Here is a 25,249-nt window from a genome sequence, read left to right on the forward strand (position 1 = left end):
GGGAACCGGACGGGTGGGATGCGCGCGGGAGGCCTGCGGTCAGGCGAGCGGAAGGGCCAGACTGTGCAGATAGCGCATCAGGGTCATCAGCACGTCGCGGCTGGAGCCGCGCAGCCGGGCGTCGCAGTCGATCATCGGGACCTCGTCGGGGAGGTCCAGGGCGCTGCGCAATGCCTCGACGGGGTGCTTCGGTGCGTCGGGGAAGGTGTTGATGGCGACGACGAACGGCACGCCACGCTCCTCCAGCCGCCCGATGACGTCGAAACTGACCTCCAGCCGCCGGGTGTCGATGAGGACCACCGCGCCGAGGGCACCCTCGAACAGGCCGTTCCACAGGAACCAGAACCGTTCCTGGCCCGGGGTGCCGAACAGATAGAGGATCAGTTCCTCACTGATCGAGATCCGGCCGAAGTCCATGGCCACGGTGGTGGCGGTCTTGTTCTCCACCCCGTAGTTGTCGTCCACGCCGACCCCGGCCTGGGTCATGGTTTCTTCGGTGGTCAGTGGCCGGATCTCGCTGACGGATCCGACCATGGTCGTCTTGCCGACCCCGAACCCTCCGACGATCACGACCTTCACCGCGGCTGTCGCCGTGGTCGGAAGGACGTCCTCGCTCCGGGGGCCGGTGATCGTGTCAGAGCTTCTGAAGTCCATGCATCACCGCTTCGAGAAGGGACCTGTCCGGGAGAGTGGCGCGGACGATGGGTGCGCGCGATTCGATGAGTTCGGCAGCGAGGAGCTCGGTGAGCAGCGAGGTCACCACGCTGAACGGCAGCTCCAGGTACGCCGAGAGTTCCGCGACGGATAAGGGGGCCTGGCAGAGTCGGAGGATCACGGCCTGTTCGGGTTGGACCGTCGGGGACGGCAGTGCCTTCGCCACGATCATCGTGACCAGGTCGAGATGGGCCCGCTCGCTGCCGTCCGGGTCGCCGGTGATCACGTACAGCCGTTCCGGATCGCTCAGCTCCGGATCGGCCGTGCGGCGTTCTCGTCGTGGGTGACTCATCCTGTCTGCCCGCCGTGGCGGGGCGGACTCGTCAGGTGGGCCCCGATCCTGACGACCAGATCACGCATCCGTGAACCGACGAGCCCCGCGTCGACCGTCTCACCGGCGAGGACCGCCAGGTAGGCGCCGGTGCCCGCGGCCATCAGGTAGAAGAAGCCGCCGGTGACCTCGATGACGACCAGTCGCATGATCCCGTCGCTGTACGGGATCTCGGAGGCGACGGCGGCGGCCAGGCTCTGCAGTCCGGCGCAGGCCGCCGCGAGGCGGTCGGCGACGTCGGGGTCACCGCCGTGCTGGGCGATGCGCAGGCCGTCGGCGGAGAGCACCACGATCTGGTGGATGTCCGGTACGTCCTCGGCCAGTTCCTTGAGCATCCAGTCCATGTTTCCCCGCTGCTGGATCACTTCAGGTCTCCCTTGTCCCACGCATCGTCAGAGTCTTCGTCGGTCCTGGGGTCCTGCGGCACGCCGTTGACCGCGTTGGTGAAGGCCTCCAGCCAGAGACCGGGCGGCTGTTCCTTGGGGCCGGAGCCCCCGGGGCCACCGGGACCACCCGGGCCGCCACCGGCTCCGTGGCCGTTGTGCCGACCGGCGGTGGGGTCGGTGGACTGGGCCGGGAGGTTGTGCGAGCCCAGCGGCGCCCGGCCGCGGCTGCGCCGCTGCGGGAGGCCGCCCGCGGTCCACTCGGTCACCACGGGGGCGTCGTCCTCCAGGGCCGCCGCGGGGGCGGCGTGCCGGGCGGCGGGAGCGACCGGCCCGGTGGCGGGGCGCTGGGCCACGGGGGTGCGGGGCTTGCGACGGGCCGGCACCACGTGCTTCATCGCCTCCTGGTCGATGTCGCTGGTGGGCCTCGACGTGGCGCCGATGCCGTGCGCGATGCCAGGGGCGGGCCCGGTGGTGATCATGGCCCGGGGCACGATGAGCACGGCGCGGACACCGCCGTACGCGGACTGTCGCAGCGAGACCTGGAGGTCGTACATCCGGGCGAGGCGGCCGACGACGGCCATGCCGAGCCGGGGGGACTCGCCGAGGTCGTTCATGTTGGAGCCGGCCTGGGCCCTGGCGAGCATGTTCTCGGCCCGGGAGCGGGCCTCCTCGCTGAGCGAGACGCCGCCGTCCTCGATCTCGATGGCGATGCCGGTCTGCACCTCGACGGCGGTGACATGGACCCGGGTCTGCGGGGGCGAGTAGCGGGTGGCGTTGTCGAGGAGTTCGGCACAGGCGTGGATGAGCGGCTCGACGGCGGTGCCGACGATGGCGACCTTGGCGATCGAGTGCAGGTCGACGCGGGGGTACTCCAGGATCCGCGACATCGCGCCGCGCAACACGCTGAACAGCGGTACGGGCTTGGGCCACTGGCGGCTGGGGCGGGCGCCGCCGAGCACCGCGATGGAGTCGGCGAGACGGCCGATCAGCGCGGTGCCGTGGTCGATGCGGAGCAGGTCGTCGAAGACGTCGGGGTTGCGCCCGTGGTGCTCCTCCATCTCGCGCAGCTCGCTGGCCTGGCGGTGGACGATCGCCTGGACGCGCCGGGCGACGTTGACGAAGGCGCGCTGCGCGGAGTCGCGCATCGCCTCCTCGTTGTCGATGATCGTCAGCACCGTGTAGACGAGGCTGCGCTGGGCGTCGGGGAGTTCGCGGTACGCCTCGTCCGCGTCGACGACGTCGCGGAGCACCTCTTCGGGTGAATTTCCCACGCGCAGCCGGTGGATGGCGGCGGGCAGGAGCTCCTTGCTGATGCGTACGGTCTCGTCGTCATGGGTGGCGATGCGCCGCTCCAGATCGGCGAAGCGCCGTTCGTACGTGGTGCGCTGGGCGCGCAGGTCGCGGCCGCGGCGGGCGAGTTGGACGCTCAGCGCGACCACCACGACGGTGGCGACGGCGCCGCACCAGACGACCGGTATGCGGGCGGCCCCGGAAATCAGTGCCGCCGCGGCGGCGGTGGCACCGCCCATCAGGAGCACGGGCAGGAGCACGGCACGGGCGACGGGGACATCCCGGCCGCTCGGCGGTGATTCAACACGAACCATCTAAGACCTCTGGCGGTTGATTCGGGAGGTAAGCGCGCTTGCAGGACAGTCGGGAACAAGCGCTCGAATTCATATCAACTCGACTTCACTCCGCGTGAGCTTAGTCAGATCGAATCAGTGCTTCGGCATATTCACCCAACCCGCTGCGCGAGCGCTCCGGCGGTAATACACTCACCAGTTTTTGCACGCATAGCTTCCACTCGCACACAGGGAGTTACTTTCAGCCCGATCTGGCGCGAAACCAGGGGGACCGCCCCGGAGAGCGGGACGGGACGAGGCAGTTGGGGCGGGGTTGCCCCTCGGGCCGGCACGGAGGATGCAGTGACGTTGCGTCAACGGCGCCGCATATGCCAGCGCCCATGTCCCACAGGGCAGGACATCAGCACATGCGAGCGAACGAACTCGAAAGGAGCAGATTCATGACGCGTACCCGGGTGGACGGCACGGGCGACGGAGTGACGGGCCGGGCGGCCGGCGCCGAAGGCGCGTACCCCGCGCGCGACGCAGGGAGCGGGCGGGATCCGGACGGCCCCGGGGCGAACCGGGGTTACACCATCGAGTCGCTGGACACCGGGCTGCGGCTGATGCGGCTCTTCCTCACCCATGACGCGCTCACCGTCTCGGAGGCGGCCGCGCTCCTGGCCGTGGGCCGGTCCACCGCGCACCGGGTGCTCAGCACCCTGGAGGGTCGCGGCTTCGCGGTCCGCGACCTCTCCGGCCGCGGCTACTCGGCCGGTCCGGAGCTGCTACGGATCGGCCGCCCGGCCGGCTTCGGCGCGACGGTCCGCGAGCGGGTGGCGGCGGTCCTCGCGGACGCGCTGCGGCGCACCGGCGAGACGGTGCAGTCCACGGCGCTGCTCGGCGACCGGGTCCTGGTCACCGACGGCCGCGAGTCCGCGCATCCGGTGCGGGTGGCCCCGCAGGTGGGCGGCACGTTCCCGGCCCACGCCACGGCGGGCGGCAGGATGCTGCTGGCCCGGATGACGCCGGAGCAGGTCCGCGCCCTCTACCCGGAGGAGACACTGCCCGCGGTGGGGCCGGCCGCCGCGGGCTCGCGCGCCGCGCTCCTCGCCGAGCTGGACGGGGTCCGCGCCCGGGGCTACGCGGTCGGCCGCGGGGAGGCGGTCCCGGGCCTGCACACCGTGGCGGTGCCGCTGGCCGGGGCGAGCCGGCGCGACCGGCTCGCCCTGATGGCCTCGGTGCCCGCCGACCGCGGCGACGACCCGGCGCTCACCCGGCTCGCCGGGGAACTCGCCCTGTCCGCGGCGCTGTTGGGTGGCCCCTGAGACGGTTCCGGGACGCCGGGCGCGGCGGTTCCCCTCGCGGTCGCCGGGCGGGTGACCGGGGAACAGCACGGAGCCCGGGGCGAGCGGCTGGTTCTACTGATCCCCGCACCATGTGTGGAGGGGGCAGCGGCGTCCCGACCTCCGCGCCGCCTCTTCCCCGCATCGACGACCGGGCCCGTCCCGGTTCACCGCCGGGCGCCGCCGATGCGTCCCTCCAGCTGCACCAGCAGCTCGCTGAGCTGGGCGCTGAGCCGGTCGCGGGACCGCTCGTCCAGGCCGGACAGCACGGTGCGTTCGTAGGCGAGCTGCCGGGGCAGCAGCATGTCCACCAGTTCGCGGCCCTGCTCGGTGAGGCGGACGTGGTTGACCCTGCGGTCCCGGTCGTCGCCGCGCCGGTCGAGCAGGCCGCGTTCCTGGAGGGCCCGCAGGCGTTTGGTGACCGCGGCTCCGGACGAGAAGGTCTCCCTGGCCAGTTCGCCGGGGGTGAGTTCGCGGTCGGTACGGCGTACGGCGCCGAGCAGGTCGAACTCGGCGCGGGTCAGGCCGGCGGCGCGCAGCGGGGCGTCCTCCGCCTGCTGGAGCAGGGCCGCGCAGCGGTTGATGCGGCCGATGAGTTCCATCGGTCCGGTGTCCAGTTCCGGGTTGACGGCCTGCCACTGCCGTACCACCGAGGCGACGATGTCGTCGGTCACACCGCTCCGTTCTCCGGGACGCGGGCGATCGAGGCCCGCCGGGTCGCTGTCTCGGCGAGCGTACGGTGTCCGGCCTGCTCGGCGGCGCGCACCTGGGCCCGGGGCAGGGCACGCTGCCACCACTCGCCCGCGGCGGTGTCGTCGGCCTCCCGCAGTTCGACGAGTGATCCGGCCAGTTCGCGGTGGGCGGCGTCGAGCGCCTCGGGGCCGGTCTGCGGGGCGGCCAGGGCCCGGACGGCTCCGAGTCGGGCCCGGTCGGTGGCGGCGAGGGCCAGCTCCAGCCGTCCGGCGGCCCGGCGGTTGGTGACCAGCATGGTGGCGAGCAGCCCCGCCGCGGCGCCGATGACGGTGTCCAGGACCCGGTCCCGGACGAGTTCGCCGGCCGGGTGGGTGGCGGCGAACTCCAGGACCAGCAGGGCCATCGGGGTCACGGCGACGGAGCCGAGCCAGTAGTTGCGGGTGATCAGTGCCTCGGCCATGAAGGCGAAGAACAGGCAGAGGCCGATGAGGGCGAGCGGGGTGAGGCGGCTGAGCGGGAGGACGGCGGCGAAGACGAGCACGCCCAGCAGGTTCCCGAGGGTGCGCTGGACCGCCCGGTGCCAGGAGAGCGTCACGTTGGCCTGGAAGAGGGCGGCGGCGGTGACGATCGCCCAGTAGGGCCGGCCGACACCGGCGGCCTGGGAGGCGTATCCGGCCAGGGCGCAGCCCAGCAGCGCGCGGGCGCCGATGGGGAGCAGCGGGGAGCCCGGGGCGAGCCGGCGGAGCAGGGCGCGGCGGGCCTCGCGGCGGCCGGGGCCGCGCCGGGCCGCCCGTTCGGCACCGGCACCGGCACCGGCACCGGCACCGGGGAACTCCTCGGGGGTGCCGGGGACGGGGCCGCGGGCACGGGTCGCCCGGGCCCGGGCTCGGAGCTGTTCGGCGGTGGCGGGGTCGGGGGCCGGGGCGGTGGCGAGGGCGGCCTCGGCGTCGGCGACCAGGCGTTCGAGGGCGCGGCGGGCGGGGGTGGGGCGGCCGGTGTCGAGGAGGGTCTGCCGGGCCGCGTGGACGGCGGCGGCCGCGGTGTGCCGGGTGCGGGGGCCGGGGTGGGCGAGGTGGGCCGCCGCGGCGTCGAGGGCGCGGGCGGTGGCGCGGCGCTCGGGGCCCTCCCGGCGCAGCAGCGCGGGGCCTGCCGTGACCAGCCAGGCGAAGGCGCCCCCGGCGAGGGTCAGCGCGAGATGGCCCGGCACCTGCCCGAGGTGCTGCGGGGCGAAGAGCGACGCGGAGGTGATGAAGGTGAAGATCACCGGTCCGGGCGGGCCGATCCGGGTGGCGTCGCAGAGCGTCTTCTGCACCGCCGCGAGCAGTGCCCCCACCGCGATCAGCACGGCTGCCGAGTCGGTGAGGGAGGCTGCCACCAGGGCGGCCGCCATGCCGAGGACCATGCCGAGGACGACCCCGGCGACGGCCCGGGCGCGGCGGGCGTAGGGCAGGTTGTGGCCGTACAGCGCGCAGAGCGATCCGGCCATCGTGTACATCACGAGGTCGAGCCGGCCGACGGCGTACAGCAGCAGGTCGGGTACGGCGGTGGCGACGACCACGCTCAGCGCCGGTTTGAACCACATGTCCGAGGGCCGGGCGAGGCGCAGCGGGGCGACCAGCGGGAGTCTGCGGACGGCGGGCTGCCGGGACCAGGTAGTTGTATCACTCACTCACATACCTTAGCAGGTATTACACCCGTAAAACATATCGTCCGGATGGCCGCCGGGCCCGCCAGGCTCTAGCGTGCGGAATGCGCACGCAGCGGCGCCCGGTACCGGCGCGCCCCCGCAGCCACGGAGGGACCCCGCATGCAGCCCACCGACCCGGCGGCCGAGAGCGACGCCGGGCTGCTCGCCCCCGGCCGGGCCGGCTCCCCCGCCGAGGCGGCCGCCGGCGACCGCGCCTTCCTCCAGGCAATGCTCGACGCCGAGGCGGCGCTCACCCGGGCCCAGGCCGACTGCGGGCTCGCCCCGGCCGAGGCGGGGCGGGCCGTCACCGAGGCGGCCGACGCGGACCGTTTCGACGTACGGGAGCTGGCGCTCGCCGCCGGGCCGGGCGGCGACCCGGTCCTCCCGCTGGCCCGGAGGCTCGCCGCCGCGGTGGCGCCGGAGGTCCGGCCGTACGTGCACCGGGGCGCGAGCAGCCAGGACATCCTGGACACGGCCGCCATGCTCGTCGCCGCCCGGACCCTCGCCCCGGTCCTGGACGACCTGGCGCGGGCCGGGGAGGCGGCGGCCCGGCTGGCCGCCGCGCACCGCGACACCCCGATGGCGGGCCGCGCCCTCACCCAGCAGGTGGCACCGACCACCTTCGGCCTCAAGGCCGCGGGGTGGCGTGCGATGATCCTCGACGCACGGGACCGGCTGATGGCCGTCCGCGAATCGCTGCCCGCGCAGCTCGGCGGCGCGGCGGGCACCCTGGCGGCCTTCGGGGCGTACACGACCACCGTGGACCTGGACGGCATCGACCCCGGACTGCCACTGCTCCAGGCGTACGCCACCGAGCTCGGCCTCGCCGAACCGCTGCTGCCGTGGCACGCCCTGCGCACCCCGGTCGCCGACCTGGCCGGGGCCCTCGCCTTCACCGCGGGCGCGCTCGGCAAACCGGCGGCCGACGTGCTCAGTCTCTCCCGCACCGAGATCGGCGAGGTCGCCGAGGAACACGGTGGCGGCAGGCCCGCCATGGCGCACCGGAGCCACCCGGTACGGGCCACTCTGATCGCGGCGGCCGCCCGCCGGGCCCCCGGGCTGGCGGCGACGCTGTACGGCTCGCTCGCGGCCCAGGACGAGCGGGCGGCCGGGGCCTGGCACGCCGAGTGGGAGCCGCTGCGCGAGCTGCTGAGGCTGGTCGGCGGGGCGGCGCGGCAGACCGCCGGGCTCCTCGACGGGCTGCGCGTCGCCCCCTACGCCATGCGGGAGAACCTCCAGCTCACCGGTGGGCAGATCGTCGCGGAGCGGCTGGCGGCGGTCTTCGCCGAGCGGCTCGGCCGCAGGCGGGCCGAGGAGGTCCTGGTGAACGCCGCCGAACGGGCCCGCGCGGAGACCACGGACCTGTCCGACATCCTCGCCGACGTGCTCGACGAGGAGCCCGGACTCGCCGGGCTCGATCTGCGCGACCTCACCGACCCCGCCCGCTACACCGGCTGCGCCGGCCCTCTCACCGACCGCGCGCTCGACCGGGGCTGAGCGCCCGGCACCGGGCGGGAGCGGTCCGGGCGTCCACGGCTGCGGGCGCGGCGTCCGGACGTCCCCGCGCCGTGCCGCCGGGTGTCCGTGCGGCCGTGTCCCCCGATGCCCTCGCTGTGCCGCACGGGCACGTTTCAGACCAGTCGGCCGTCACGGGCGACGATCCGGCCGCCCCGTACCACCAGGGACGGCACCGGGCGGTCCACCACGGCCTCGGCCACCGACCCGGCGGCCACCAGGACGAAGTCCGCCGGGTCCCCCGCCTCCAGCCGGGAGGCGGGCAGCCCCAGCAGGGCGGCACCCTCCTGGGCCACCGCCTCGTAGCAGGCGGCGAGTTCGGCGTCGGTTCGGGCGTCCGTGCGGTAGGCCAGCAGATGGGCGCGGGCGATCATGTCGCCGTCGCCGAACGGTGTCCAGGCGTCGCGCACCCCGTCCGAGCCGACGCCGAGCCGCACCCCGTGCGGGGCGAGCAGCGCCGGGTCCAGGACCGGGTCGGCACCGAGCGCGCAGGTGACCAGCGACACGCCCGCCCCGGCCAGCAGCCGGGCGACCGGCTCCAGTTCCGCACCGGCCAGCTCGGCCACGGCGAAGGCGTGCCCGATGGTGACCCGGCCCTCCATCCCGGCGGCGACGGTGCGCCGGGCGATCTCGGTGACCTGGCGGATGCCCTCGGGGCCGCCGTCGTGCAGATGGATGTCGAGCGGGGCGCCGGTGCGGGCGGCGAGGCCGAAGACGAAGTCCAGGTGGCCGTCCAGGTCCCCGTCGATGCCGATCGGGTCCAGGCCGCCGATCACGTCGGCGCCCGCGTCGAGCGCCCGTTCCATCAGTTCGGCGGTGCCGGGCTCGGCCAACAGGCCGAGCTGCGGGAAGGCGACGATCTGGACGTCCAGGAGGTCCTTGCGGGCGTCGGCCGCGGCCCGTACCCCGCGCACCCCGTCCAGGCCGTGGACGGGGGCGACGTCCACATGGGCCCGCATGGCGCGGGTGCCGTGGGCGACCGCCCGGTCCATGAGCGCGCCGACCCGCTCCTCCACCGGCGCGGTGATCGCGGCGCGGGCCCGTACGTCGCCGTCGATCAGGTCGCGGAGGGTCGCGGCGGGCTCCCGGCTGAGCCAGGGGCCGCCCCAGGTCGACTTGTCGGGGTGGATGTGCGCGTCGACCGGCGAGGGCAGGACGAGGGCCCCGGCGGCGTCCACCCGGGCGCAGCCCTCGGGGAGCTCCGCCGGGTCGTGGCCGGCGATCCGGCCGTCGGAGACCAGCAGGTCGCCGGTGCTCCCGTCGGGGCGGCGGACGGCGGTGAACAGGACGTGCGCGGGGGCGGGGGCGGGGACGGGTGAAGCCATGGGGGCGGGTCTCCTTCGGTGGTACGGGGACGGTCAGGGGCGGGGAGCTGCGGACCCGGCGGACTCGGCGGCGGCGAGCATCCGCAGGGCGGCCTCGCGCGTCCCGGCGACATGGAGGCGGGCGATCCGCTCCGCCGCCTCGGCGTCGCCGCCGCTGATCGCCTCGTAGAGCCGTTCGTGCTCGCCGCACATCACGGGCCCGTCGCCCGGCTCGGAGGTGAGGCCGAAGAGCCGGCGCAGCCGCCCGTCGAGCGGTGCCATCAGGCCCTGGAGCAGCGGGTTGCCGGACATGAGGACGATCTGCTGGTGGAAGTCGGCGTGGACCGAGCCCAGCTCGTGGGTGCGGCGGGGGGAGTCCGCGACGCGGCGGGCACGCTCCAGAAGCCGTTCCAGGGTGCGCAGTCCGTCCCGGTCGGCGCGGCGGGCGGCCAGCGAGGCCGCGAGCGCCTCCAGGCGTTCGCGGATGTCGAAGAAGTCCTCGGCCTCGGCCGGTCCGAGCGGGGCCACGACCGCGCCCCGGCGGGCCCGGACGGCGATGAACCCCTCGGTCTCCAGCCGCTGGATGGCCTCCCGCACGGGGATCCGGGAGACGCCCAGCTCGTCGGCGAGCTCCCGTTCGACGACTCGGTGCCCGGAGGGGTAGCGGCCGTCGATGATCCGCTCCCGCAGTTCCCCGTAGACCTGGTCGCCGAGCGACTGGTGGGCGGCACCGATCGTGCCGGTGGCGGCGGGGCCGGCGGTTCGGCTGCTGCTCATGGACTCGCTTCCTCATCCTGCCCGTCGGAGCCGGTCCCTTCCGGCTCCCGTGCCGCGATCATCGCAGATTCCGAAAAGCTTCCGCACCCCCTTGCCTGGTATTCGGTATACCAGATAGCTTGAGCGCCGCGCCCCGACAGGGCTGCTCTGAACTGGCTTTTTCTGCTGACCCACGCCTGAAGCAGGTACCACTTTCGGCATTTGGTCGCCCGTTTGCACCAGAGGAACCACCCATGAAGCAAGCCTCCGCGGCCACCCCGCCGCCCACCCCCGCCCCCTCTCCCGCCGCCCCTCCCCCGCCGGAGGCCCTCTCGGACGGCGCGGCGGCCGGGCGCCTCGCCGAGGGCCGGATCGGCACCTTCGACCTGGTCTTCTTCGTGGTCGCGGCGGCGGCCCCGCTGACAGTGCTCGCCGGTGTCGCCCCGTTCGCCATCGGCATCGGCGGGCCGGGCACCCCGCTCGGCTATCTGGTCTCCGGCGCGCTGCTGGTGCTGTTCGCCGCCGGTTTCACCGCGATGAGCCGCTACGTGCGCAACGCCGGCGCCTTCTACGCGTACGTGGCCCGGGGGCTCGGCCGCACGCTCGGCGTCGCCACCGCCTATCTGGCGACGCTCTCGTACAACCTGGTCGCCCCCGGGGTCGCGGCCGGCTTCGGCTACTTCGCCTCGACGACGCTGAGCGACCTCACCGGGACGGAGCTGCCGTGGTGGCCGCTGTCCCTCCTCTGTGTCCTGGGCACCGGGGTGCTGGGCTGGCTGCGGGTCACGCTCAGCGCGAAGGTGCTCGGGGTGGCGCTGGTGCTGGAGGTCCTGGTGCTGCTCATCATGGACATCGGGGTGCTGGCGGACCGGGGGACCGCCGCCCTGGACCTCACCTCCTTCGATCCGTCGGTGCTGACCTCCTCGGGCGGCATGGCGGGGATGTTCGTCCTGGTCATCGGCGCGTTCACCGGCTTCGAGGCGACCGCGATCTACGCCGAGGAGGCCCGCGACCCGGCCCGCACGGTGCCCCGCGCCACCTTCGTGGCCATCGGCTTCCTGGCACTCTTCTACGCGGCCGGCGTCTGGATCCTGATGGGCGGGCTCGGCACGGACCGGTCGGTGGCGATGGCCCGGTCCTCGGACGGTCCGCATCTGACGTTCCATGTGGCGGACCGGTTCGTCGGCCCCTGGCTGGCCGACTCGATGCATGTGCTGATCGTGGTCAGCGCCTTCGCGGCGACCCTGGCCTTCCACAACGCGGCGGCCCGCTACCTCTACGCCCTGGGCCGCGAGGGGCTCCTCCCGCGCCGGCTCGGCCGGGTGTCGGCCCGGCAGGGGTCGCCGGCGGCCGCGGTCGTCGTCCAGACCGCCATCGGCCTGGTGATCGTCGGGGGCGGGGCGCTGATCGGCGCCGACCCGTACGGCGAGATCTTCCTGTGGACCAACAGCACCGGCGTGCTCGGCATCATGATCATGCAGGCGCTGGCCGCGCTCGCCGTCTGCTTCTTCTTCCGCGGCGACCGTCGGGGGATGTCGCTCTGGCGGGTCGGGATCGCTCCGCTGATCGCCTTCGTGGGGCTCTCGGTGCTCTCGGTGCTCGCGATACTCCACTTCGACCTGCTCACCGGGCGCACCGGTGCGGTCAACGCGGCGCTGCTGGTGCCGCTGCCGGTGGTGGTGATCGCCGGTGTCGTGGTGGCGCTGCGCATCCGCCGCACCGACCCGGAACGGTACGGGCGGCTCACCGAGGTGGACGTCGAGCGGGGCTGACGGCCTCCGGCACGCACCCGGGCGGCCGGGCGGACCCCGTCCGGCCGCCGCCGCGACCACCCTTCATTGAAACTTCACACACCAGTAGGATGACGGAATGGACGAGCTGAGCGGGCATCCGCGCCGACGCACCCGGGGCATCTGCGCCCCGACCGTGCTCGGCTGGGTGTTCGTGCTGCTCGCCATGGTCTCGTGCTGCGCGATCGCGGCGCCTTCCGCGCACGACGGCGCCGAGCACGGGGCGACCGCCGACCGGGTCTTCACGCCCGTCGACCCGGGACCGGTCCGGATCGTGGTGGCCGACGCCCCGAACGACCGGGGCGCGGGCAGCTCCTGCCACGGCACCTCCGAGCACACGATCCCGGTCGTCCTGCCCGGCCAGAGCGCCCCGGCGGCCCTGCCCTGCGTGGTCGCCACCGCCCCGGCCGGCCCGCTCACCGGCGCGGCCGCGATCCGCGGCCCGTCCAACGACGCCGCACACGACGTCGACCGGCTCCGCCTCCAGGTTCAACGGATCTAGGAACAGGCCCCGTTCCCCGGGCAGCGTCCCGGGGACGCTTCACGCATGCCCTGTTCCCCTCTCCCCCTTCTCCGTCGAACCCGAGGACCCCCATGGCCAACACCAAGCAGCAGAACTCCGCCGCCCGCCGCGCGAAGCTGGAGGAGGCCCGCCGCAAGGAACAAACCCGCGAGCGGCGCAACCGCATCCTCACCATCACCGCGTCCGTCGTCGTGGTCGGTGCGCTCGTCGCGGGCGGCGCGTATCTGATGTCCGCCGCCGACGACAAGGACAAGGCCGAGGCCCAGGCCAAGACCTCGCCGGTGACGGGCGAGCGGACCTGGGACAAGCTCACCCAGAACCATGTCGAGAAGAAGGTCGACTACCCGATGAACCCGCCGGTCGGCGGCGATCACAACCCGGTCTGGATGAACTGCGACGCCGATGTCTACAGCAAGGCGATACCGAAGGAGAACGCGGTCCACTCCCTCGAACACGGCGCGGTCTGGGTCACGTACACCAGCAAGGCGAAGAAGGCCGACCTCGACAAGCTCCGTGAGCGCGTCGAGTCGACGCCCTACTCGCTGATGAGCCCGGTCGAGGACCAGGCCGATCCGCTGATGCTCAGCGCCTGGGGCAAGCAGGTGACGGTGAAGGACGCCGCCGACTCGCGGGTCGAGCAGTTCTTCACCAAGTACGTGCAGGGCCCGCAGACCCCCGAGCCCGGTGCCGCCTGCACGGGAGGGATCGCCCAGTGACGTCCGCGTCCCCCGCCACCGGTTCCCGGCCCGCCCGTTCCTCGCGTCCGATGATGCTGGCCGGCGGGGCGGTGCTGCTGCTGGCCCTCGGGCTGGTCGCGCTCATGCTCGTACGGCCGTCGTCGTCCGCGGGGCCCGACGAGGGCGCGGCCGTGCCCTCGGACAGTTCCGTGGACGTCGGATTCGCCCGGGACATGTCGATCCACCACCAGCAGGCGGTCGAGATGTCGTTCATCGTCCGGGACCGCACCTCGGACGTGGCGGTGCGCCGGCTCGCGTACGACATCATCAACACGCAGGCCAACCAGCGCGGCATGATGCTCGGCTGGCTGGAGCTGTGGGGCCGGCCGAAGTCGTCGAGCGCCCCGCCCATGAAGTGGATGGGGCACACCTTCGAGCCGCGGGGCGACGGTTCGCTGATGCCCGGCATGGCGACCGACACCGAACTCGACGCACTGCGCGCGGCGAAGGGCGAGGACGCCGAGGTGATGTACCTGAAGCTGATGACCGTGCATCACCGGGCCGGGGCCGAGATGGCCCAGGCGGCCGCCAACGCGGCGGGGACCGACGCGATCCGCGCCCTGGCGGCGGGCATGGTGCGCGGCCAGGAGTCGGAGATCGCGCTGATGGCCGACATGCTGAAGGAGCGCGGCGCGAAGCCCTGAGCGGCCGCCCGCCCCGGAGCCCCCGTCCTCCCCGCCGGGTACGGGGGCTCCAGCGCACCCGGCCGTTCGTAGGAGGGCAGCCGGAATACGCCGGAAACGTGCCGTAGGCCGGCTGCGGTGGTGATATGAAGCTCGCTGGCCCACCGGTGGGTCACCCGTTCGTGGGTTCTTCTGATGATTCGCCGCCGGGTGCCTGGACGGCTTCTTCCCTGGTCATGTGCTTATGGTGCCTGTGATCGGCTCGGCTGCGTGTGCTCCGTACGGGTGAGCGGCCGGGATCATGCGACGCATGGCTTCGGTGGAACGTACGGCGTACCCGCGGTTCAAGCGCACGATCTCCTCTCGCGAGTTGCACGAGGCGTTCACCCCCGGCACGGCCGAGGTGGCGTGGGCTCGCGGCAAGGCGCGCTCGCCGGAGCATCTGCTGGCGCTGGTGGTGATGCTGAAGAGCTACCAGAAGCTGGGCTACTTCCCGGACCTGGGCCAGGTGCCGGATCTGGTGGTCGGGCATGTGCGCGGCCTGCTGGAGCAGGACGAGAGCGTCCAGCCGCGGCACGACTCGGTGCGCACGGCCGCGCGGCAGCGGGACTTTATCCGTGAACGGCTCGGCGTGGTCTACGACATGGAGAAGGCCCGTCAGGTCGCCGCGGCGGCGATTCGGGAGGCCGTGCTGACCAAGGACAATCCGGCCGACCTGATCAACGTGGCGCTGGAGAAGCTGGTCCAGGCGAGGATGGAGCTGCCCGGCTACAGCACGCTGGACGAGATGGCCTCGGCGATCAGGACCGAGGTGAACGAGGACTTCTTCGCGGCGATCGTGTCGCGGATGGACGAGGTCGACCGCGCCCGGCTGCTGGGACTGCTGCGGGTGCCCGCGGGCGGTCGCAGCAGGTTCGACGAGCTGAAGCGCCCGGCGAAGGCGCCGACGGTCTCCCATCTGCGCGAGCACCTGGCCCACCTGGACAGGCTGGAAGCGCTGGGGGTGACGGCGACGTGGCTTCAGGGGGTTCCGCCGGGGAAGGTGGAGCACTTCGCCGGGCAGGCGAAGGTGCTGGACGCCGCCGAGATGTCCAAAGTCGGCGTGGTGAAGCGGTGTGCGCTGCTGGCGAGTCTCCTGCACATGGCGAAGATGCGGGCCCGGGACGAGCTGGTGACGATGCTGTGCAAGCGGATGGGGTCGATCACGAAGAAGGCGAAGGAGGATCTGGAGAAGATCCGTGAGCGGCACCGGGCGGAGTCCGAGCGGCTGATCGCGGTGCTGGGTGAGGTGCTGGAGGCGGCCAAGGACGCGGTCGGCTTCGACGGCGAGTCGGTCACCATCCCCACCAGTGCCCGCAGGCAGAAGGCGGTGCACGCCGGGTGCGGCAAGGCGGTGCTGGAGCGATTGGAGAAGGCCGGCGGGCTGGCCAAGCTCTCGGAGGACCACGAGCTGGTCTCCGCCCACCACGGCGACAACTACGCGCCGCTGATGCGGCGGCACTTTCGCAGCCACCGCAAGGTGCTGCTCGACCTGACCGAGACCTTGTCGATGGTCGCCACCTCCACCGACGACTGTGTGCTCCAGGCGGTGGAGTTCTGCCAGGCCATGCGGCACCGCGGCAGCCAGTGGGTGCCGGTGACGTGCGCCGTCACCGAGGAGGACGGCACCAAGAAGACGAAGATGGTCTCGGCCGACTTCGCCTCGCAGATGTGGCAGCGCATCCTGTTCGACAAGCACAAGCCGGGGAAGATCAACCGGCGGCACTTCGAGGTGTGCACGCTCTTCTACCTCACCCAGGAGCTGCGGACCGGAGACGTGGCGGTCATCGGCTCGGAGTCGTACGCCAACCTGCACGACCAGCTGCTGTCCTGGCAGGCGTGCGAGCCGCTGGTCGCCGACTACTGCGAGCAGGCCGGACTGCCCGCCACCGCCCCGGCGTTCACCGCGGCGCTGAAGCAGAAGCTCACCCAGGTGGCCGCGAAGGTGGACGCCGGGTACCCGGACAACGCGGACCTGACCATCGACGCCGCGTCGGGGAAGATCGTGCTCACCCCGCGCAAGGGCAAGGACCGCCGCAAGTCCGCGCAGGACCTGGAGGCGGAGATCCTGCGCCGGCTGCCCGAGTGGAGCCTGCTCGATGTGCTCGCCCGCACGGCGTACTGGATCCAGTGGTGGCGGCACTTCGGCCCGGCCTCCGGAAGCGATCCGAAGATCCGCGACAAACTCGCCCGCTACGTCCTGACGGTCTTCTGCTACGGGACGAACGCGGGGCCCGCGCAGGTCGCGCGGCACATGCGGCAGAAGGTCTCGGTGCACGAGCTGTCACTGGCGGGCAACCAGCACATCACCGCGGAGAAGCTGAACGCCGCCTCGGCGGACGTGATCGACATGTTCATCCAGCTCGACCTGGCGCACGTGTGGGGCGATGTCGGCAAGGCCGGGATCGACGGCTCCCAGTACGACACCTGGGAGAACAACATGCTGGCCGAGTCCCACATCCGGTATGGGGGATTTGGCGGCATCTCGATGAGACACGTGTCCGACACCTATATCGCGCTCTTCAGCCACTTCATCCCGTGTGGCGTGTGGGAGGCGGTGTATCTGTTCGAGGGCCTGCTGAAGAACCAGTCCGAGGTGACCGTGGACATCGTCCACGGGGACACGCAAGGCCAGTCGCTGCCTGTCTTCGGGCTCGCGCACATGCTCGGTGTGGAGCTGCTGCCGCGCATCCGCAACTGGAAGGACCTGACCTTCTACCGGCCCAGCCCGACGGTGAAGTACCAGCACATCGACCCGCTGTTCGGCGACCCGGAGAAGGACGTCATCAACTGGCGGCTGATCGAGAACCACTGGCAAGACCTCATGCGCGTGGTGCTGTCGATCCGCGAGGGCCGGCTGTCCTCGGCCGCGCTGCTGCGCAGGCTGGGCAACGAGTCCAAGCGCAACCGCATCTACCAGGCGTACCGCGAGCTCGGCCGGGTCATGAGGACGATCGTGCTGCTCAGGTTCTTGTCAGAGCCCGAGCTGCGCGAATCGATCCAGGCGATGACGAACAAGGTCGAGGCGTTCCACAAGTTCAGCAACTGGCTGATGTTCGCCTCCGACGTGCTCCAGGACAACGACCCGGACCATCAGGAGAAGACCATCAAGTTCAACGAGCTGCTGGCGAACTGCCTCATTTTTCATACCGCCGTGGACATCACGAAGGTGGCCAACGACCTCATCGACGAGGGGTGGGAGGTGGACCCGGTGGACCTGGCCACCGTTACCCCGTACATCACCAGCAAGACCCGCCGCTTCGGGACCTGGCACCTGGACATGGAGCCGCCCGAGAACGGGGCGGTAGGGCGGCTACGGATGGCCGCGTGACCGCTGGGTCTACGCGATGGACCGAACGCGGTCACGTTGGTACAGCCGAAAGGGGCGTCCGAAGCCACCTCCTGCGGCTTCGGACGCCCCCGCTTTTCCAGTCGGGCGGTCCCATCAGTTGGCGTCGGCCTCTTGCATCACCCCGTCAGTCTCGGCCGCGAGGTGGCGCCGGTACTCGTGGGCCTGGTCGAGGTTCACGCCCAGTTGCTCGGTGACGGTGGTGGAGTCGATGGTCAACAGCTCGACTGGGCGTGACCGGCGACGAAGATCGATTCGTACGCAGCGCAGCTCCAGCTACAGGATCGGCGCAGCTCAGGGACGTATCTGCTCGATGAGACGGACGTTGCAGGAAGCATGGCCCTTGCCGTTCTTCGGCAGCACCCAGAAGGACCCGTCGCTGTCACGTCCCACCACGGTTGAGGTGCTCTTCAGCGAGTCGGGCACATGACTCTTGGCCACGTTGCGCAGTTCGACGAGTGCCTGTTCCCGGGTCTTGTTTCCGTTCACGGTCCGAATGACCTTGATCTGCCGATGCGATGCCGCCCCATCGGCCGTGCCGGTCTCCTCTGAGATGATCAACCACGTAGACATCAATCAGCCTCCTTGTGACTGGTGTGGCGACTCGCTCATCACGAGCAGCGAACTGCATCGGGACTCGACATGACTCGCCCGGCGGTGGTGTCGATTCCAGGCCGCGGGCTTAACGGGTCGGCGGTTGATACTGGTCTTCGAGGCCCATGCCACGCATTAGTTCCTGCATCAGCAGCTCGAACATGGGCTCCTGGTCGGAGAACAGGGGGGCAAAGTGCCCGAAGACCTCCAGCGCGATCTGGCCGTAGAGCGACCGCCAGCAGCTCAGCATCACCACCATCGCGCCAGGAGGAAGGTCCACGCCGGTGTCTTCCCGGTAGGCCAGCATCTGCTGCCGCAGTCGCGGACCCATCTCGTCCTCGGCGAGAACCGGGAAGCGGCGCTCCGTCCACAGCTGTACGAAGATCGGGCCCCAGACGGCGGCGAGTCGCCGCACCCAGGTACTGGTCAGTTCGGCGTGGGCCTCGCCGGCGGCTGTGGACGGTGTGCCGAACAGCAGGTTGAATTCGGGCTGGTGCGCGATTGCCCAGCTTCGGAGCGCACGAACTGGCTCAATCATGCGCATCGCAAAGTTGTCCGCAGGATAAGAATCAGCCGCAGACTGAAGTTCTTGCAGCAGATTGTCGATGATGTCTTCGGCAACCCGGTACACAATCTCCGGGAGGCCGCCCTTGAAGTGGTGGTAGAGGGCGGCAGGGGTCACCTCCACACGCCGGGCGATCTCGGCCAAGGTGAGGGCTTCGACGCCTTGGTGCATGATGATGTGGCGGGCAACGAATCGCACTTCTGCGGACATCTGGGCCCGTAGCCGTTCACGACGCCCCGGTGTCGCCATTCACTCGCCCCTCTTGATTCTTATCTGCGCGGCTTTAGCTACGGAAACAAGACTTTTTCCGCGACAATTGCATCGCAGAAGTGCATTCACGGACCTCTGCCTTGCAGCGTGGCTGGGAAGACCGTGGCAGGCCGTCACGGATCAGGCCTCTAGGGCGGCTCTCACGCCGTTCACAGCCTCGATAACGGGGACACCGACCCCTCCGACCATCGTGGCGATGCCAGCGATGTTCGAGAGCGCCCGGCGTAGAGTGCCGCGAGGGACGTCCGGGCCGGCCTCGATCGTTTGGAGTGCGTCGTCGATGACCTGCTGGTCTTCAACAGGGACTTGGTCGTGCAGGAGCCGGACCGCTGCAACCAGCGTCTGAAGCGCCGCAGCAGGGTCAGCAGGCGCCTGGTTCTTGACGATTCCGGTGTTGTGGTCGCCGTGCTGGGTGACGGAGTCACCGATATGGAAGCTGTTGCTCACGCTACCCGACCTGCTTTCCGATGTTGTGGTTACCGTGTTGCGTGATCTTGTCGCCGATATGAGCGTTCTCGATCTGCAACTGGAACTCGACCTGTGGGTTATTGATTGCTTCCATGATTTGCTTGTCGAGTGCGCCAACCTTCATGAAGTCCGGGCTTGCTACCACAGTCTGCACCGAACTCGCCGTCTCAATGATCAGCTCGTAGAGTTCTGGTGCGCGAAGTCTTTTCACCAGCACAACGATCAGAATGACGAACATGGCCATTGCGGACAACGTGGCAAGTTCCTTGAGAGTGCCACTGACGGACTCCCCCACGATCATGGCGATGACCAGGAAGATGAACAGCGCCAAGAGGGACTTCAGGGACCTCTTTACAGCACCCCAACGGTCAGGCTCGATGACCGCTCGTCGGGTTGCCGTAACGTTGCGCAGCGGAAAGGCGTCAGTGCCGATCCACAGGACTTGCTCCTTGATCTTCGCCTCAACAAGATCAGTTTTGTAGGGCACCGCCGTCACCCCTCCACCCCCGCGATGGGGGCTAATCGCCCCAGAGTTAAACGCTCTTTAGAAAGTAGCGCATCTTTAGGCTCGCGCTCCGGCTGTGTGCAGCGTGAAGGACCGCCTTGGCGTGAACATTCAGTGGTTGCCGCAGTAAATAACGAATTTACTGCGGCAGAGCCTCTACCGTGATCACCGCGACCTGCGGCGGGCGGAACGGGGTGGGGCCGAGTGTCGGTCGAACTGCCGAGCGTGCCAGACGGCGGGGGCGTGCTGCCCTCGCCGCGCGCCCGGGTGGTGCCCCTGTCCGCCCCGCCCGCGTCGTACACCGCGGCGGTCGAGCGGTACCTCACCGGCGCGGGCATCGCGAAGTCCTCCGCACGGATCTACCGGATCTCGCTGACGACGTGGGGATGGATGCTCGCCGGCGAACCCGCGCCGACCGGACCCGCCCGCCGGGGCGCGAAGCCGCCCGTCTTCCCGGTGGCCGGGATCGACGACCCGGCGCTGCCGGAGGTGCTGGCGGAACTGGCCACCGCGCGGGCGGACGAGATGGACGCCGACACCGTCAACCGGGAGCTGTCCATCGCGCGCAAGGCGATCGGGTGGTGGCAGCGCCAGGGATGGATCGAATGCGATCCGACGATCGGCATCGAGCGGCGGCCGGCACCGCCGGACCGCACCAAGGCCCTCGCCGAGAACCAGATCGCCGCCCTGTGGCGCCTCGACGTCACCCTGCGGGAGAAGACGTTCTGGAAGATGCTCTACGAGTCCGCAGCCCGCGCCGACGAGGTGCTGTGCCTGAACGTCGAGGACCTGTACCCGCAGGACAAGCGAGGCAAGATCACCGCCAAGGGCGGGGCGACGGAGTGGATTCACTGGCAGTCCGGCACCGCCCAACTGCTGCCCCGCCTCATCGCCGGCCGCACCCGCGGCCCGCTGTTCCTCACCGGCCGCAGGGCCCCGGCAGGGACCGCGACGCTGGACGTGTGCGAGGAGACCGGCCGCGCCCGGCTCTCCTACCGCCGAGCAGAGGAGATCTTCGAGGAGTCCACCCGGCTGCTGGCCAACCCGCTCGCCCAGCCCGAGGACATCGAGGAGTTGGAGGGGTGGACACTGCACCGGCTAAGACACAGTGCGTTGACGCACGACGCGGAGAACGGCACGTCAACACCGATGCTGCTGGCCCGCTCCCGCCACGCCTCCGTCCGCTCCCTGGAGCGGTACGCCCGTCCCGGCGTCGACGCGGTCGCCCGGCACGTCGCTGAGCGCGACCCCGCCGCTCGCCGTCAGGGTTGATCACAGCGGCCTACGGCACGTTTCCGGCGTATTCCGGTTGACCTCCTCGTACGGGCGATCGCATAGGCTCGGCCCGACATGAAGAGGAACGTCACACCGCTGGGGCCCAAGGCCGACAAGGACACCGTGCGCCGGAGCAACCTCAGCCTGGTCCTGCGGGCGGTCCGCGACGAGCCCGACGGCGGCGCGACCCGGGCCACGGTCGCCGCCCGGGTGGGGCTGACCCGGGCCGCGGTCTCCTCGCTGGTCGAGCAGTTGCTGGGGATCGGTTTCCTGACCGAGTCCGGCAAGACCTTCAGCGGCCAGGCGGGCCGCCCCGGCACCGCGCTCAAGGTGGCCCGCACCGGGCCCGCGGGGCTCGGCGTGGAGGTCAACATCGACTACGTGTCGGTGTGCGTCGTCGATCTGGCGGGCACCGGACGGGTCCGGCTCACCGAACACCTCGACAACCGGGGCGCATCGCCCGGGGACGTGCTGGCGCGGGCGGCCGGGATCGCGGCGCGGACCCTGGAGTCGGCGCGCGAGCAGGAGCTGTTCCCGGTGGCGGCGACGCTCGCGCTGCCCGGTCTGGTCTCCGGGGGCACGGTGCGCCAGGCACCCAATCTGGGGTGGAACGCGGTACCGGCCGACGAGCTGTTCGCGGCCGCGCTGGCCGCCGCGCGCCCCGGCCGTCCGGCGCTGCGGGTACGGGCGGAGAACGAGGCCAATCTGGCGGCACTGGCCGAGCTGTGGTTCGGCGGGCTGGGGCCGGTCCGCGGCTTCCTCTATCTGACCGGGGAGATCGGCGTCGGCGGCGCCCTGGTCGTCGACGGCGAGCTGTGGCGCGGGGCGCACGGGTTCGCCGGGGAGATCGGGCACGTGGTGGTCGATCCGCAGGGCCCCCGGTGCCGGTGCGGCTCGCGCGGCTGTCTGGAGCGGTACGCCGGACAGACGGCGCTGCTGCGGGCCGCCGGGATCGAGGACGGCGGGGGCGGGGCCGGGGTCGCCGAGCTGGAGCGGCGGGCCCGCGCCGGGGACGGGCCCGCTGTGGCCGCCCTGACGGAGGCCGGCCGGATGCTGGGCCGGGTGCTGTCGGGGGCGGTGAATCTGCTGGACCCGGACGCGGTGGTGCTCGGCGGGATCTACCGGGGGCTGATGCCGTGGCTGGCGCCGCCCGCCGCCCGAGAGCTGACCGACCGGGTGGTGTCGGGGCTCTGGTCGCCGGGGAGCGGGCGGCTGCGTCCCTCGTCCGGTGCGGGGGACGCGGCCCGGGGCGGAGCCGCCCTGGTGCTGGCGGAGGTGCTGGCCGACCCGGTGGCGTACGCGGCCGGCCCGCCGCGCTGACCGGCCACCGGGCCCCGGCCACGGTTCAGGCGACGCCGAGCAGATGGTCCAGGGCCAGCTGGTCCAGGGCCTCGAACGCCATGCCGCGCTCCGCCGCCGCGTCCACGTCGAACTCCTCGAACGCCGAGCGGTCGGCCAGCAGCCCGCGCAGCCCGTCCTCGGCGGTGGTCCGGGCCAGGTCGTCGAGACGGGCGGCCGCGAGCGCCTCGCGGACGGCGGGGTCGGAACGGAACGCCGCGGCCCGCTCCTTGAGGATCAGATAGTTGCGCATGCACCCCGCCGCCGACGCCCAGACGCCGTCGAGGTCCTCGGTGCGCGGCGGCTTGAAGTCGAAGTGGCGCGGGCCCGCGTAACCGGCCGTCTCCAGCAGGTCGACGAGCCAGAAAGCCTGGCGCAGATCGCCCGCGCCGAAGCGCAGGTCCTGGTCGTACTTGATGCCGGACTGGCCGTTCAGGTCGATGTGGAAGAGCTTGCCCGCCCACAGGGCCTGGGCGATGCCGTGCGGGAAGTTCAGCCCGGCCATCTGCTCGTGGCCGGTCTCCGGGTTCACGCCGAACAGCTCGGGGCGCTCCAGGCGCTCGATGAAGGCGAGGGCGTGGCCTACGGTCGGCAACAGGATGTCGCCGCGCGGCTCGTTCGGCTTGGGCTCGATGGCGAACCTCAGGTCGTACCCCTGTTCGGTGACGTACCTGCCGAGCAGGTCGAACGCCTCCTTCATCCGGTCGAGGGCGACCCGGACGTCCTTGGCGGCGCCGGACTCGGCTCCCTCCCGGCCGCCCCAGGCCACGTAGACGGTGGCGCCCAGCTCGACGGCGAGGTCGATGTTGCGCAGGGTCTTGCGGAGCGCGTAGCGGCGTACGTCCCGGTCGTTAGCGGTGAACGCGCCGTCTTTGAAGACCGGGTGGGTGAAGAGGTTCGTGGTGGCCATGGGCACGACCAGTCCGGCCGCGTCCAGGGCCTGCCGGAACCTCTTCACGGTCCCCTCGCGCTCGGCCTCCGTCGCGCCGGGCGGGATCAGGTCGTCGTCGTGGAAGGTCACCCCGTACGCACCCAGCTCCGCGAGCCGTCGCACGGATTCGGCCGGGTCGAGCGGGGCCCGGGTCGCGTCGCCGAACGGGTCGCGCCCCTGCCAGCCCACCGTCCACAGCCCGAAGGTGAACCGGTCGTCCGGGGTGGGCGTGAAGCGTTCCGTCATCGTCTGGCCGCCTTCGCTGCCGTCGGGCCCGGTGTCGTGAGGGCACCCGGCTCTGATTTGTTCACTGACATGACTAATGATGCACGGGGCGCCTCCTTCTGGTAAGTACCGAGCACCGGGGTGTTCTTCGAACCTCCGCTCCCGTAATTTGTTCCGCGCACGATCGAATGCCGTGCCCCGCCCAGCGCCCCCAGGAATGAGGCCCCATGCCGCCGCGTACCGTCGTCATCGGCGTGGACAGCTCCACCCAGTCCACCAAGGCGGTCCTCGTCGACGCCGACAGCGGCCGGACGCTCGGCGTCGGCCGGGCACCGCACACCGTCACCGGGGAGGCGGGTGCCCGGGAGAGCGATCCCGAGCAGTGGTGGCGGGCGCTGTGCGCGGCCGTGCGCGCCGGGCTCGCGGAATCGGGCGCCGAGGCCCGGGAGGTGGCCGGCATCGCGGTCGCCGGACAGCAGCACGGGCTGGTCGTGCTCGACGCCTCGGGCCGCCCGCTGCGCCCCGCGATGCTGTGGAACGACACCCGCTCCGCCCCGCAGGCCGCCGCGCTCACCGCCGAACTGGGCGGCCCGGCCGCCTGGACCGCGCGGACCGGGACGGTGCCGGTGGCCTCCGTCACCGCGTCCAAGTGGCGGTGGCTGCGGCAGCACGAGCCGGAGACCGCCGCCGCGGCCACCGCGCTGCGCCTGCCGCACGACTTCCTGACCGAACGGCTCGCGGGCGCCGCCGTCACCGACCCGGGCGACGCCTCGGGCACCGGCTGGTACTCCACCGCGAGCGGCGGCTACGACCCCGTCCTCCTGGAACTCCTCGGCCTGGACGCCGACCTGCTGCCCCGGGTGGCGCGGACGGGCGCGGACCGCGCCGGCAGGCTGACCGCCGAGGCGGCCGGGGCACTGGGCCTGCCCGCCGGGATCGCCGTGGCCGCGGGCACCGGGGACAACATGGGCGCGGCGGTCGGCCTCGGCCTGGGCGCGGCCGGGCTGCTGGACCACCCCGTACTCAGCCTCGGCACCTCCGGCACCGTCTTCGCCGCCTCCCGGACGCGGCCCGTCTCACCGGCCCTGTCCGGTTTCGCCGCGACGGACGGCACCTACCTCCCGCTGGCCTGCACGCTGAACTGCACGCTCGCCGTGGACCGGATCGCCGCCCTGCTCGGTCTGGACAGGGAAGCGGCGGACCCCGGCGGCGAGGCGGTGCTCCTCCCCTACCTCGACGGCGAGCGCACCCCCGATCTGCCCCACGCCTCCGGGCTGCTCACCGGCCTGCGCCACGACACCACGCCCCGGCAACTGCTCGGCGCCGCCTACGAGGGGGCCGTCGTCACCGTACTGCGCGCCCAGGACGAGCTGGCGCGGGCCTGCGGGCTCGACCCGGCGGACCCCTCGGTGGCCGCCCGCCCGCTCCGGCTGATCGGCGGCGGGGCGCGGGGCCGGATCTGGGTGGAGACGGTACGGCGGCTCTCCGGGCGGCCGGTGATCGTGCCCGGCGGCGACGAACCGGTGGCGCTGGGCGCCGCCGCGCTGGCCGCCGCCGCGGCCGGCGGGGCCGACCCGGTCGCGGTCGCCACCGGCTGGGGAACCGGCAACGGACTCCAACTACCGCCCGTGCCGAGGGACTTGTCCACCTGGGAACGGATCGAATCGGTGCTGGAACGGGCCTCCGGCCCCCTGCTGGGCGGTTCCTGACGGTTCCCCAGCGG

The 25,249-nt window shown here is 71.9% G+C and carries 24 protein-coding genes; 10 read left to right on the forward strand and 14 right to left on the reverse strand.

What is annotated here, in order from left to right:
• Positions 1 to 39: 39 nt before the first annotated feature.
• The 4 genes from ACWC97_RS02680 to ACWC97_RS02695 are packed head-to-tail and all read right to left on the reverse strand — an operon-like array spanning position 40 to position 3,035.
• Positions 40 to 654, reverse strand: a complete 615-nt coding sequence (locus ACWC97_RS02680) for a GTP-binding protein (protein WP_352274766.1) — start codon at positions 652 to 654, stop codon at positions 40 to 42.
• Positions 635 to 1,006, reverse strand: a complete 372-nt coding sequence (locus tag ACWC97_RS02685; RefSeq protein WP_385208902.1) for a DUF742 domain-containing protein — start codon at positions 1,004 to 1,006, stop codon at positions 635 to 637. Before ACWC97_RS02685 ends, ACWC97_RS02680 begins: the two co-directional genes overlap by 20 nt.
• Complete coding sequence (locus ACWC97_RS02690; protein ID WP_352274768.1) at positions 1,003 to 1,410, reverse strand: roadblock/LC7 domain-containing protein; 408 nt, start codon at positions 1,408 to 1,410, stop codon at positions 1,003 to 1,005. The genes ACWC97_RS02685 and ACWC97_RS02690 overlap by 4 nt, the downstream gene beginning before the upstream one ends.
• Positions 1,407 to 3,035 carry an ATP-binding protein gene (locus ACWC97_RS02695; protein ID WP_450646979.1) on the reverse strand — a complete coding sequence of 543 codons (1,629 nt, stop codon included), beginning with the start codon at positions 3,033 to 3,035 and terminating at the stop codon, positions 1,407 to 1,409. The genes ACWC97_RS02690 and ACWC97_RS02695 overlap by 4 nt, the downstream gene beginning before the upstream one ends.
• A 419-nt stretch (positions 3,036 to 3,454) precedes the next feature.
• On the opposite strand from ACWC97_RS02695, the gene ACWC97_RS02700 reads away from it, so the two are divergent.
• Positions 3,455 to 4,321, forward strand: coding sequence for an IclR family transcriptional regulator (locus ACWC97_RS02700; RefSeq protein WP_352274770.1), 867 nt, complete (start codon positions 3,455 to 3,457; stop codon positions 4,319 to 4,321).
• A 185-nt stretch (positions 4,322 to 4,506) separates the two neighbouring features.
• Here ACWC97_RS02700 and ACWC97_RS02705 read toward each other — a convergent pair whose 3' ends face one another.
• Complete coding sequence (locus ACWC97_RS02705) at positions 4,507 to 5,013, reverse strand: MarR family winged helix-turn-helix transcriptional regulator (RefSeq protein ID WP_450646981.1); 507 nt, start codon at positions 5,011 to 5,013, stop codon at positions 4,507 to 4,509.
• Positions 5,010 to 6,701, reverse strand: coding sequence for an FUSC family protein (locus ACWC97_RS02710; protein WP_450646983.1), 1,692 nt, complete (start codon positions 6,699 to 6,701; stop codon positions 5,010 to 5,012). The genes ACWC97_RS02705 and ACWC97_RS02710 overlap by 4 nt, the downstream gene beginning before the upstream one ends.
• A 138-nt stretch (positions 6,702 to 6,839) precedes the next feature.
• Here ACWC97_RS02710 and pcaB point away from each other — a divergent pair, with 138 nt between their 5' ends.
• Entirely contained in the window at positions 6,840 to 8,216 is a 1,377-nt protein-coding gene (gene pcaB / locus ACWC97_RS02715; protein ID WP_450646985.1) for a 3-carboxy-cis,cis-muconate cycloisomerase, read from the forward strand.
• Positions 8,217 to 8,350: 134 nt separating this feature from the next.
• Here pcaB and ACWC97_RS02720 read toward each other — a convergent pair whose 3' ends face one another.
• Both ACWC97_RS02720 and ACWC97_RS02725 read right to left on the reverse strand, forming a co-directional pair.
• Complete coding sequence (locus ACWC97_RS02720; RefSeq protein WP_450646987.1) at positions 8,351 to 9,559, reverse strand: amidohydrolase; 1,209 nt, start codon at positions 9,557 to 9,559, stop codon at positions 8,351 to 8,353.
• 33 nt (positions 9,560 to 9,592) lie between these two features.
• Entirely contained in the window at positions 9,593 to 10,315 is a 723-nt protein-coding gene (locus tag ACWC97_RS02725) for a GntR family transcriptional regulator (protein WP_450646989.1), read from the reverse strand.
• A 233-nt stretch (positions 10,316 to 10,548) separates the two neighbouring features.
• Between ACWC97_RS02725 and ACWC97_RS02730 the strand changes: the two genes are divergently transcribed.
• From ACWC97_RS02730 to ACWC97_RS02750, 5 genes are all read left to right on the forward strand, one after another.
• A complete protein-coding gene (locus ACWC97_RS02730; protein ID WP_450646991.1) occupies positions 10,549 to 12,066 on the forward strand; it encodes an APC family permease in 1,518 nt (505 codons plus the stop codon).
• Positions 12,067 to 12,163: 97 nt separating this feature from the next.
• Positions 12,164 to 12,586: a hypothetical protein gene (locus tag ACWC97_RS02735; RefSeq protein ID WP_450646993.1), complete on the forward strand. Its 423-nt coding sequence runs from the start codon at positions 12,164 to 12,166 to the stop codon at positions 12,584 to 12,586.
• 92 nt (positions 12,587 to 12,678) lie between these two features.
• Positions 12,679 to 13,323 (forward strand): DUF3105 domain-containing protein, encoded by a 645-nt coding sequence (locus ACWC97_RS02740; protein WP_450646995.1) that lies wholly within the window; start codon positions 12,679 to 12,681, stop codon positions 13,321 to 13,323.
• Positions 13,324 to 13,373: 50 nt separating this feature from the next.
• On the forward strand, positions 13,374 to 13,988 hold the full coding sequence (locus ACWC97_RS02745) for a DUF305 domain-containing protein (RefSeq protein WP_352274832.1): 615 nt from the start codon (positions 13,374 to 13,376) through the stop codon (positions 13,986 to 13,988).
• A 289-nt stretch (positions 13,989 to 14,277) separates the two neighbouring features.
• Positions 14,278 to 17,337 (forward strand): Tn3 family transposase, encoded by a 3,060-nt coding sequence (locus tag ACWC97_RS02750; protein WP_450646997.1) that lies wholly within the window; start codon positions 14,278 to 14,280, stop codon positions 17,335 to 17,337.
• Positions 17,338 to 17,451: 114 nt separating this feature from the next.
• On the opposite strand, the gene ACWC97_RS02755 is transcribed toward ACWC97_RS02750, so the two are convergent.
• The 5 genes from ACWC97_RS02755 to ACWC97_RS02775 form a co-directional block, all read right to left on the reverse strand.
• A complete protein-coding gene (locus ACWC97_RS02755) occupies positions 17,452 to 17,574 on the reverse strand; it encodes a hypothetical protein (protein ID WP_450646999.1) in 123 nt (40 codons plus the stop codon).
• 75 nt (positions 17,575 to 17,649) lie between these two features.
• Positions 17,650 to 17,844, reverse strand: a complete 195-nt coding sequence (locus ACWC97_RS02760; RefSeq protein WP_450647001.1) for a hypothetical protein — start codon at positions 17,842 to 17,844, stop codon at positions 17,650 to 17,652.
• 193 nt (positions 17,845 to 18,037) lie between these two features.
• Entirely contained in the window at positions 18,038 to 18,724 is a 687-nt protein-coding gene (locus tag ACWC97_RS02765) for a TetR/AcrR family transcriptional regulator (protein ID WP_450647003.1), read from the reverse strand.
• Between the two features lie 180 nt (positions 18,725 to 18,904).
• Complete coding sequence (locus ACWC97_RS02770; RefSeq protein ID WP_450647005.1) at positions 18,905 to 19,231, reverse strand: hypothetical protein; 327 nt, start codon at positions 19,229 to 19,231, stop codon at positions 18,905 to 18,907.
• A 1-nt stretch (position 19,232) separates the two neighbouring features.
• Positions 19,233 to 19,748, reverse strand: a complete 516-nt coding sequence (locus ACWC97_RS02775; RefSeq protein ID WP_450647007.1) for a DUF6232 family protein — start codon at positions 19,746 to 19,748, stop codon at positions 19,233 to 19,235.
• A gap of 234 nt (positions 19,749 to 19,982) precedes the next feature.
• Between ACWC97_RS02775 and ACWC97_RS02780 the strand changes: the two genes are divergently transcribed.
• Together ACWC97_RS02780 and ACWC97_RS02785 are read left to right on the forward strand one after the other, a co-directional pair.
• The gene (locus tag ACWC97_RS02780; protein ID WP_450647009.1) at positions 19,983 to 21,029 is read left to right on the forward strand and encodes a tyrosine-type recombinase/integrase; all 1,047 of its coding nucleotides are present in this window, start codon (positions 19,983 to 19,985) and stop codon (positions 21,027 to 21,029) included.
• Positions 21,030 to 21,107: 78 nt separating this feature from the next.
• Positions 21,108 to 22,352 (forward strand): ROK family protein, encoded by a 1,245-nt coding sequence (locus ACWC97_RS02785; protein ID WP_450647010.1) that lies wholly within the window; start codon positions 21,108 to 21,110, stop codon positions 22,350 to 22,352.
• A gap of 25 nt (positions 22,353 to 22,377) precedes the next feature.
• On the opposite strand, the gene xylA is transcribed toward ACWC97_RS02785, so the two are convergent.
• Positions 22,378 to 23,547: a xylose isomerase gene (gene xylA / locus ACWC97_RS02790; protein ID WP_450647012.1), complete on the reverse strand. Its 1,170-nt coding sequence runs from the start codon at positions 23,545 to 23,547 to the stop codon at positions 22,378 to 22,380.
• A 206-nt stretch (positions 23,548 to 23,753) separates the two neighbouring features.
• Here xylA and xylB point away from each other — a divergent pair, with 206 nt between their 5' ends.
• Positions 23,754 to 25,235, forward strand: a complete 1,482-nt coding sequence (xylB, locus tag ACWC97_RS02795) for a xylulokinase (RefSeq protein WP_352274781.1) — start codon at positions 23,754 to 23,756, stop codon at positions 25,233 to 25,235.
• Positions 25,236 to 25,249 lie beyond the last annotated feature (14 nt).

It is taken from the genome of Streptomyces sp. NPDC001108 (assembly GCF_053598535.1).

Coding starts and splice junctions, on each gene's coding strand:
- ACWC97_RS02680 (WP_352274766.1), bottom strand. CDS start 654: ATGGACTTCAGAAGCTCTGACACGATCACCGGCCCCCGGAGCGAGGAC.
- ACWC97_RS02685 (WP_385208902.1), bottom strand. CDS start 1,006: ATGAGTCACCCACGACGAGAACGCCGCACGGCCGATCCGGAGCTGAGC.
- ACWC97_RS02695 (WP_450646979.1), bottom strand. CDS start 3,035: ATGGTTCGTGTTGAATCACCGCCGAGCGGCCGGGATGTCCCCGTCGCC.
- ACWC97_RS02700 (WP_352274770.1), top strand. CDS start 3,455: ATGACGCGTACCCGGGTGGACGGCACGGGCGACGGAGTGACGGGCCGG.
- pcaB (WP_450646985.1), top strand. CDS start 6,840: ATGCAGCCCACCGACCCGGCGGCCGAGAGCGACGCCGGGCTGCTCGCC.
- ACWC97_RS02720 (WP_450646987.1), bottom strand. CDS start 9,559: ATGGCTTCACCCGTCCCCGCCCCCGCCCCCGCGCACGTCCTGTTCACC.
- ACWC97_RS02725 (WP_450646989.1), bottom strand. CDS start 10,315: ATGAGCAGCAGCCGAACCGCCGGCCCCGCCGCCACCGGCACGATCGGT.
- ACWC97_RS02730 (WP_450646991.1), top strand. CDS start 10,549: ATGAAGCAAGCCTCCGCGGCCACCCCGCCGCCCACCCCCGCCCCCTCT.
- ACWC97_RS02735 (WP_450646993.1), top strand. CDS start 12,164: ATGGACGAGCTGAGCGGGCATCCGCGCCGACGCACCCGGGGCATCTGC.
- ACWC97_RS02740 (WP_450646995.1), top strand. CDS start 12,679: ATGGCCAACACCAAGCAGCAGAACTCCGCCGCCCGCCGCGCGAAGCTG.
- ACWC97_RS02745 (WP_352274832.1), top strand. CDS start 13,374: ATGATGCTGGCCGGCGGGGCGGTGCTGCTGCTGGCCCTCGGGCTGGTC.
- ACWC97_RS02750 (WP_450646997.1), top strand. CDS start 14,278: ATGGCTTCGGTGGAACGTACGGCGTACCCGCGGTTCAAGCGCACGATC.
- ACWC97_RS02765 (WP_450647003.1), bottom strand. CDS start 18,724: ATGTCCGCAGAAGTGCGATTCGTTGCCCGCCACATCATCATGCACCAA.
- ACWC97_RS02785 (WP_450647010.1), top strand. CDS start 21,108: ATGAAGAGGAACGTCACACCGCTGGGGCCCAAGGCCGACAAGGACACC.
- xylA (WP_450647012.1), bottom strand. CDS start 23,547: ATGACGGAACGCTTCACGCCCACCCCGGACGACCGGTTCACCTTCGGG.
- xylB (WP_352274781.1), top strand. CDS start 23,754: ATGCCGCCGCGTACCGTCGTCATCGGCGTGGACAGCTCCACCCAGTCC.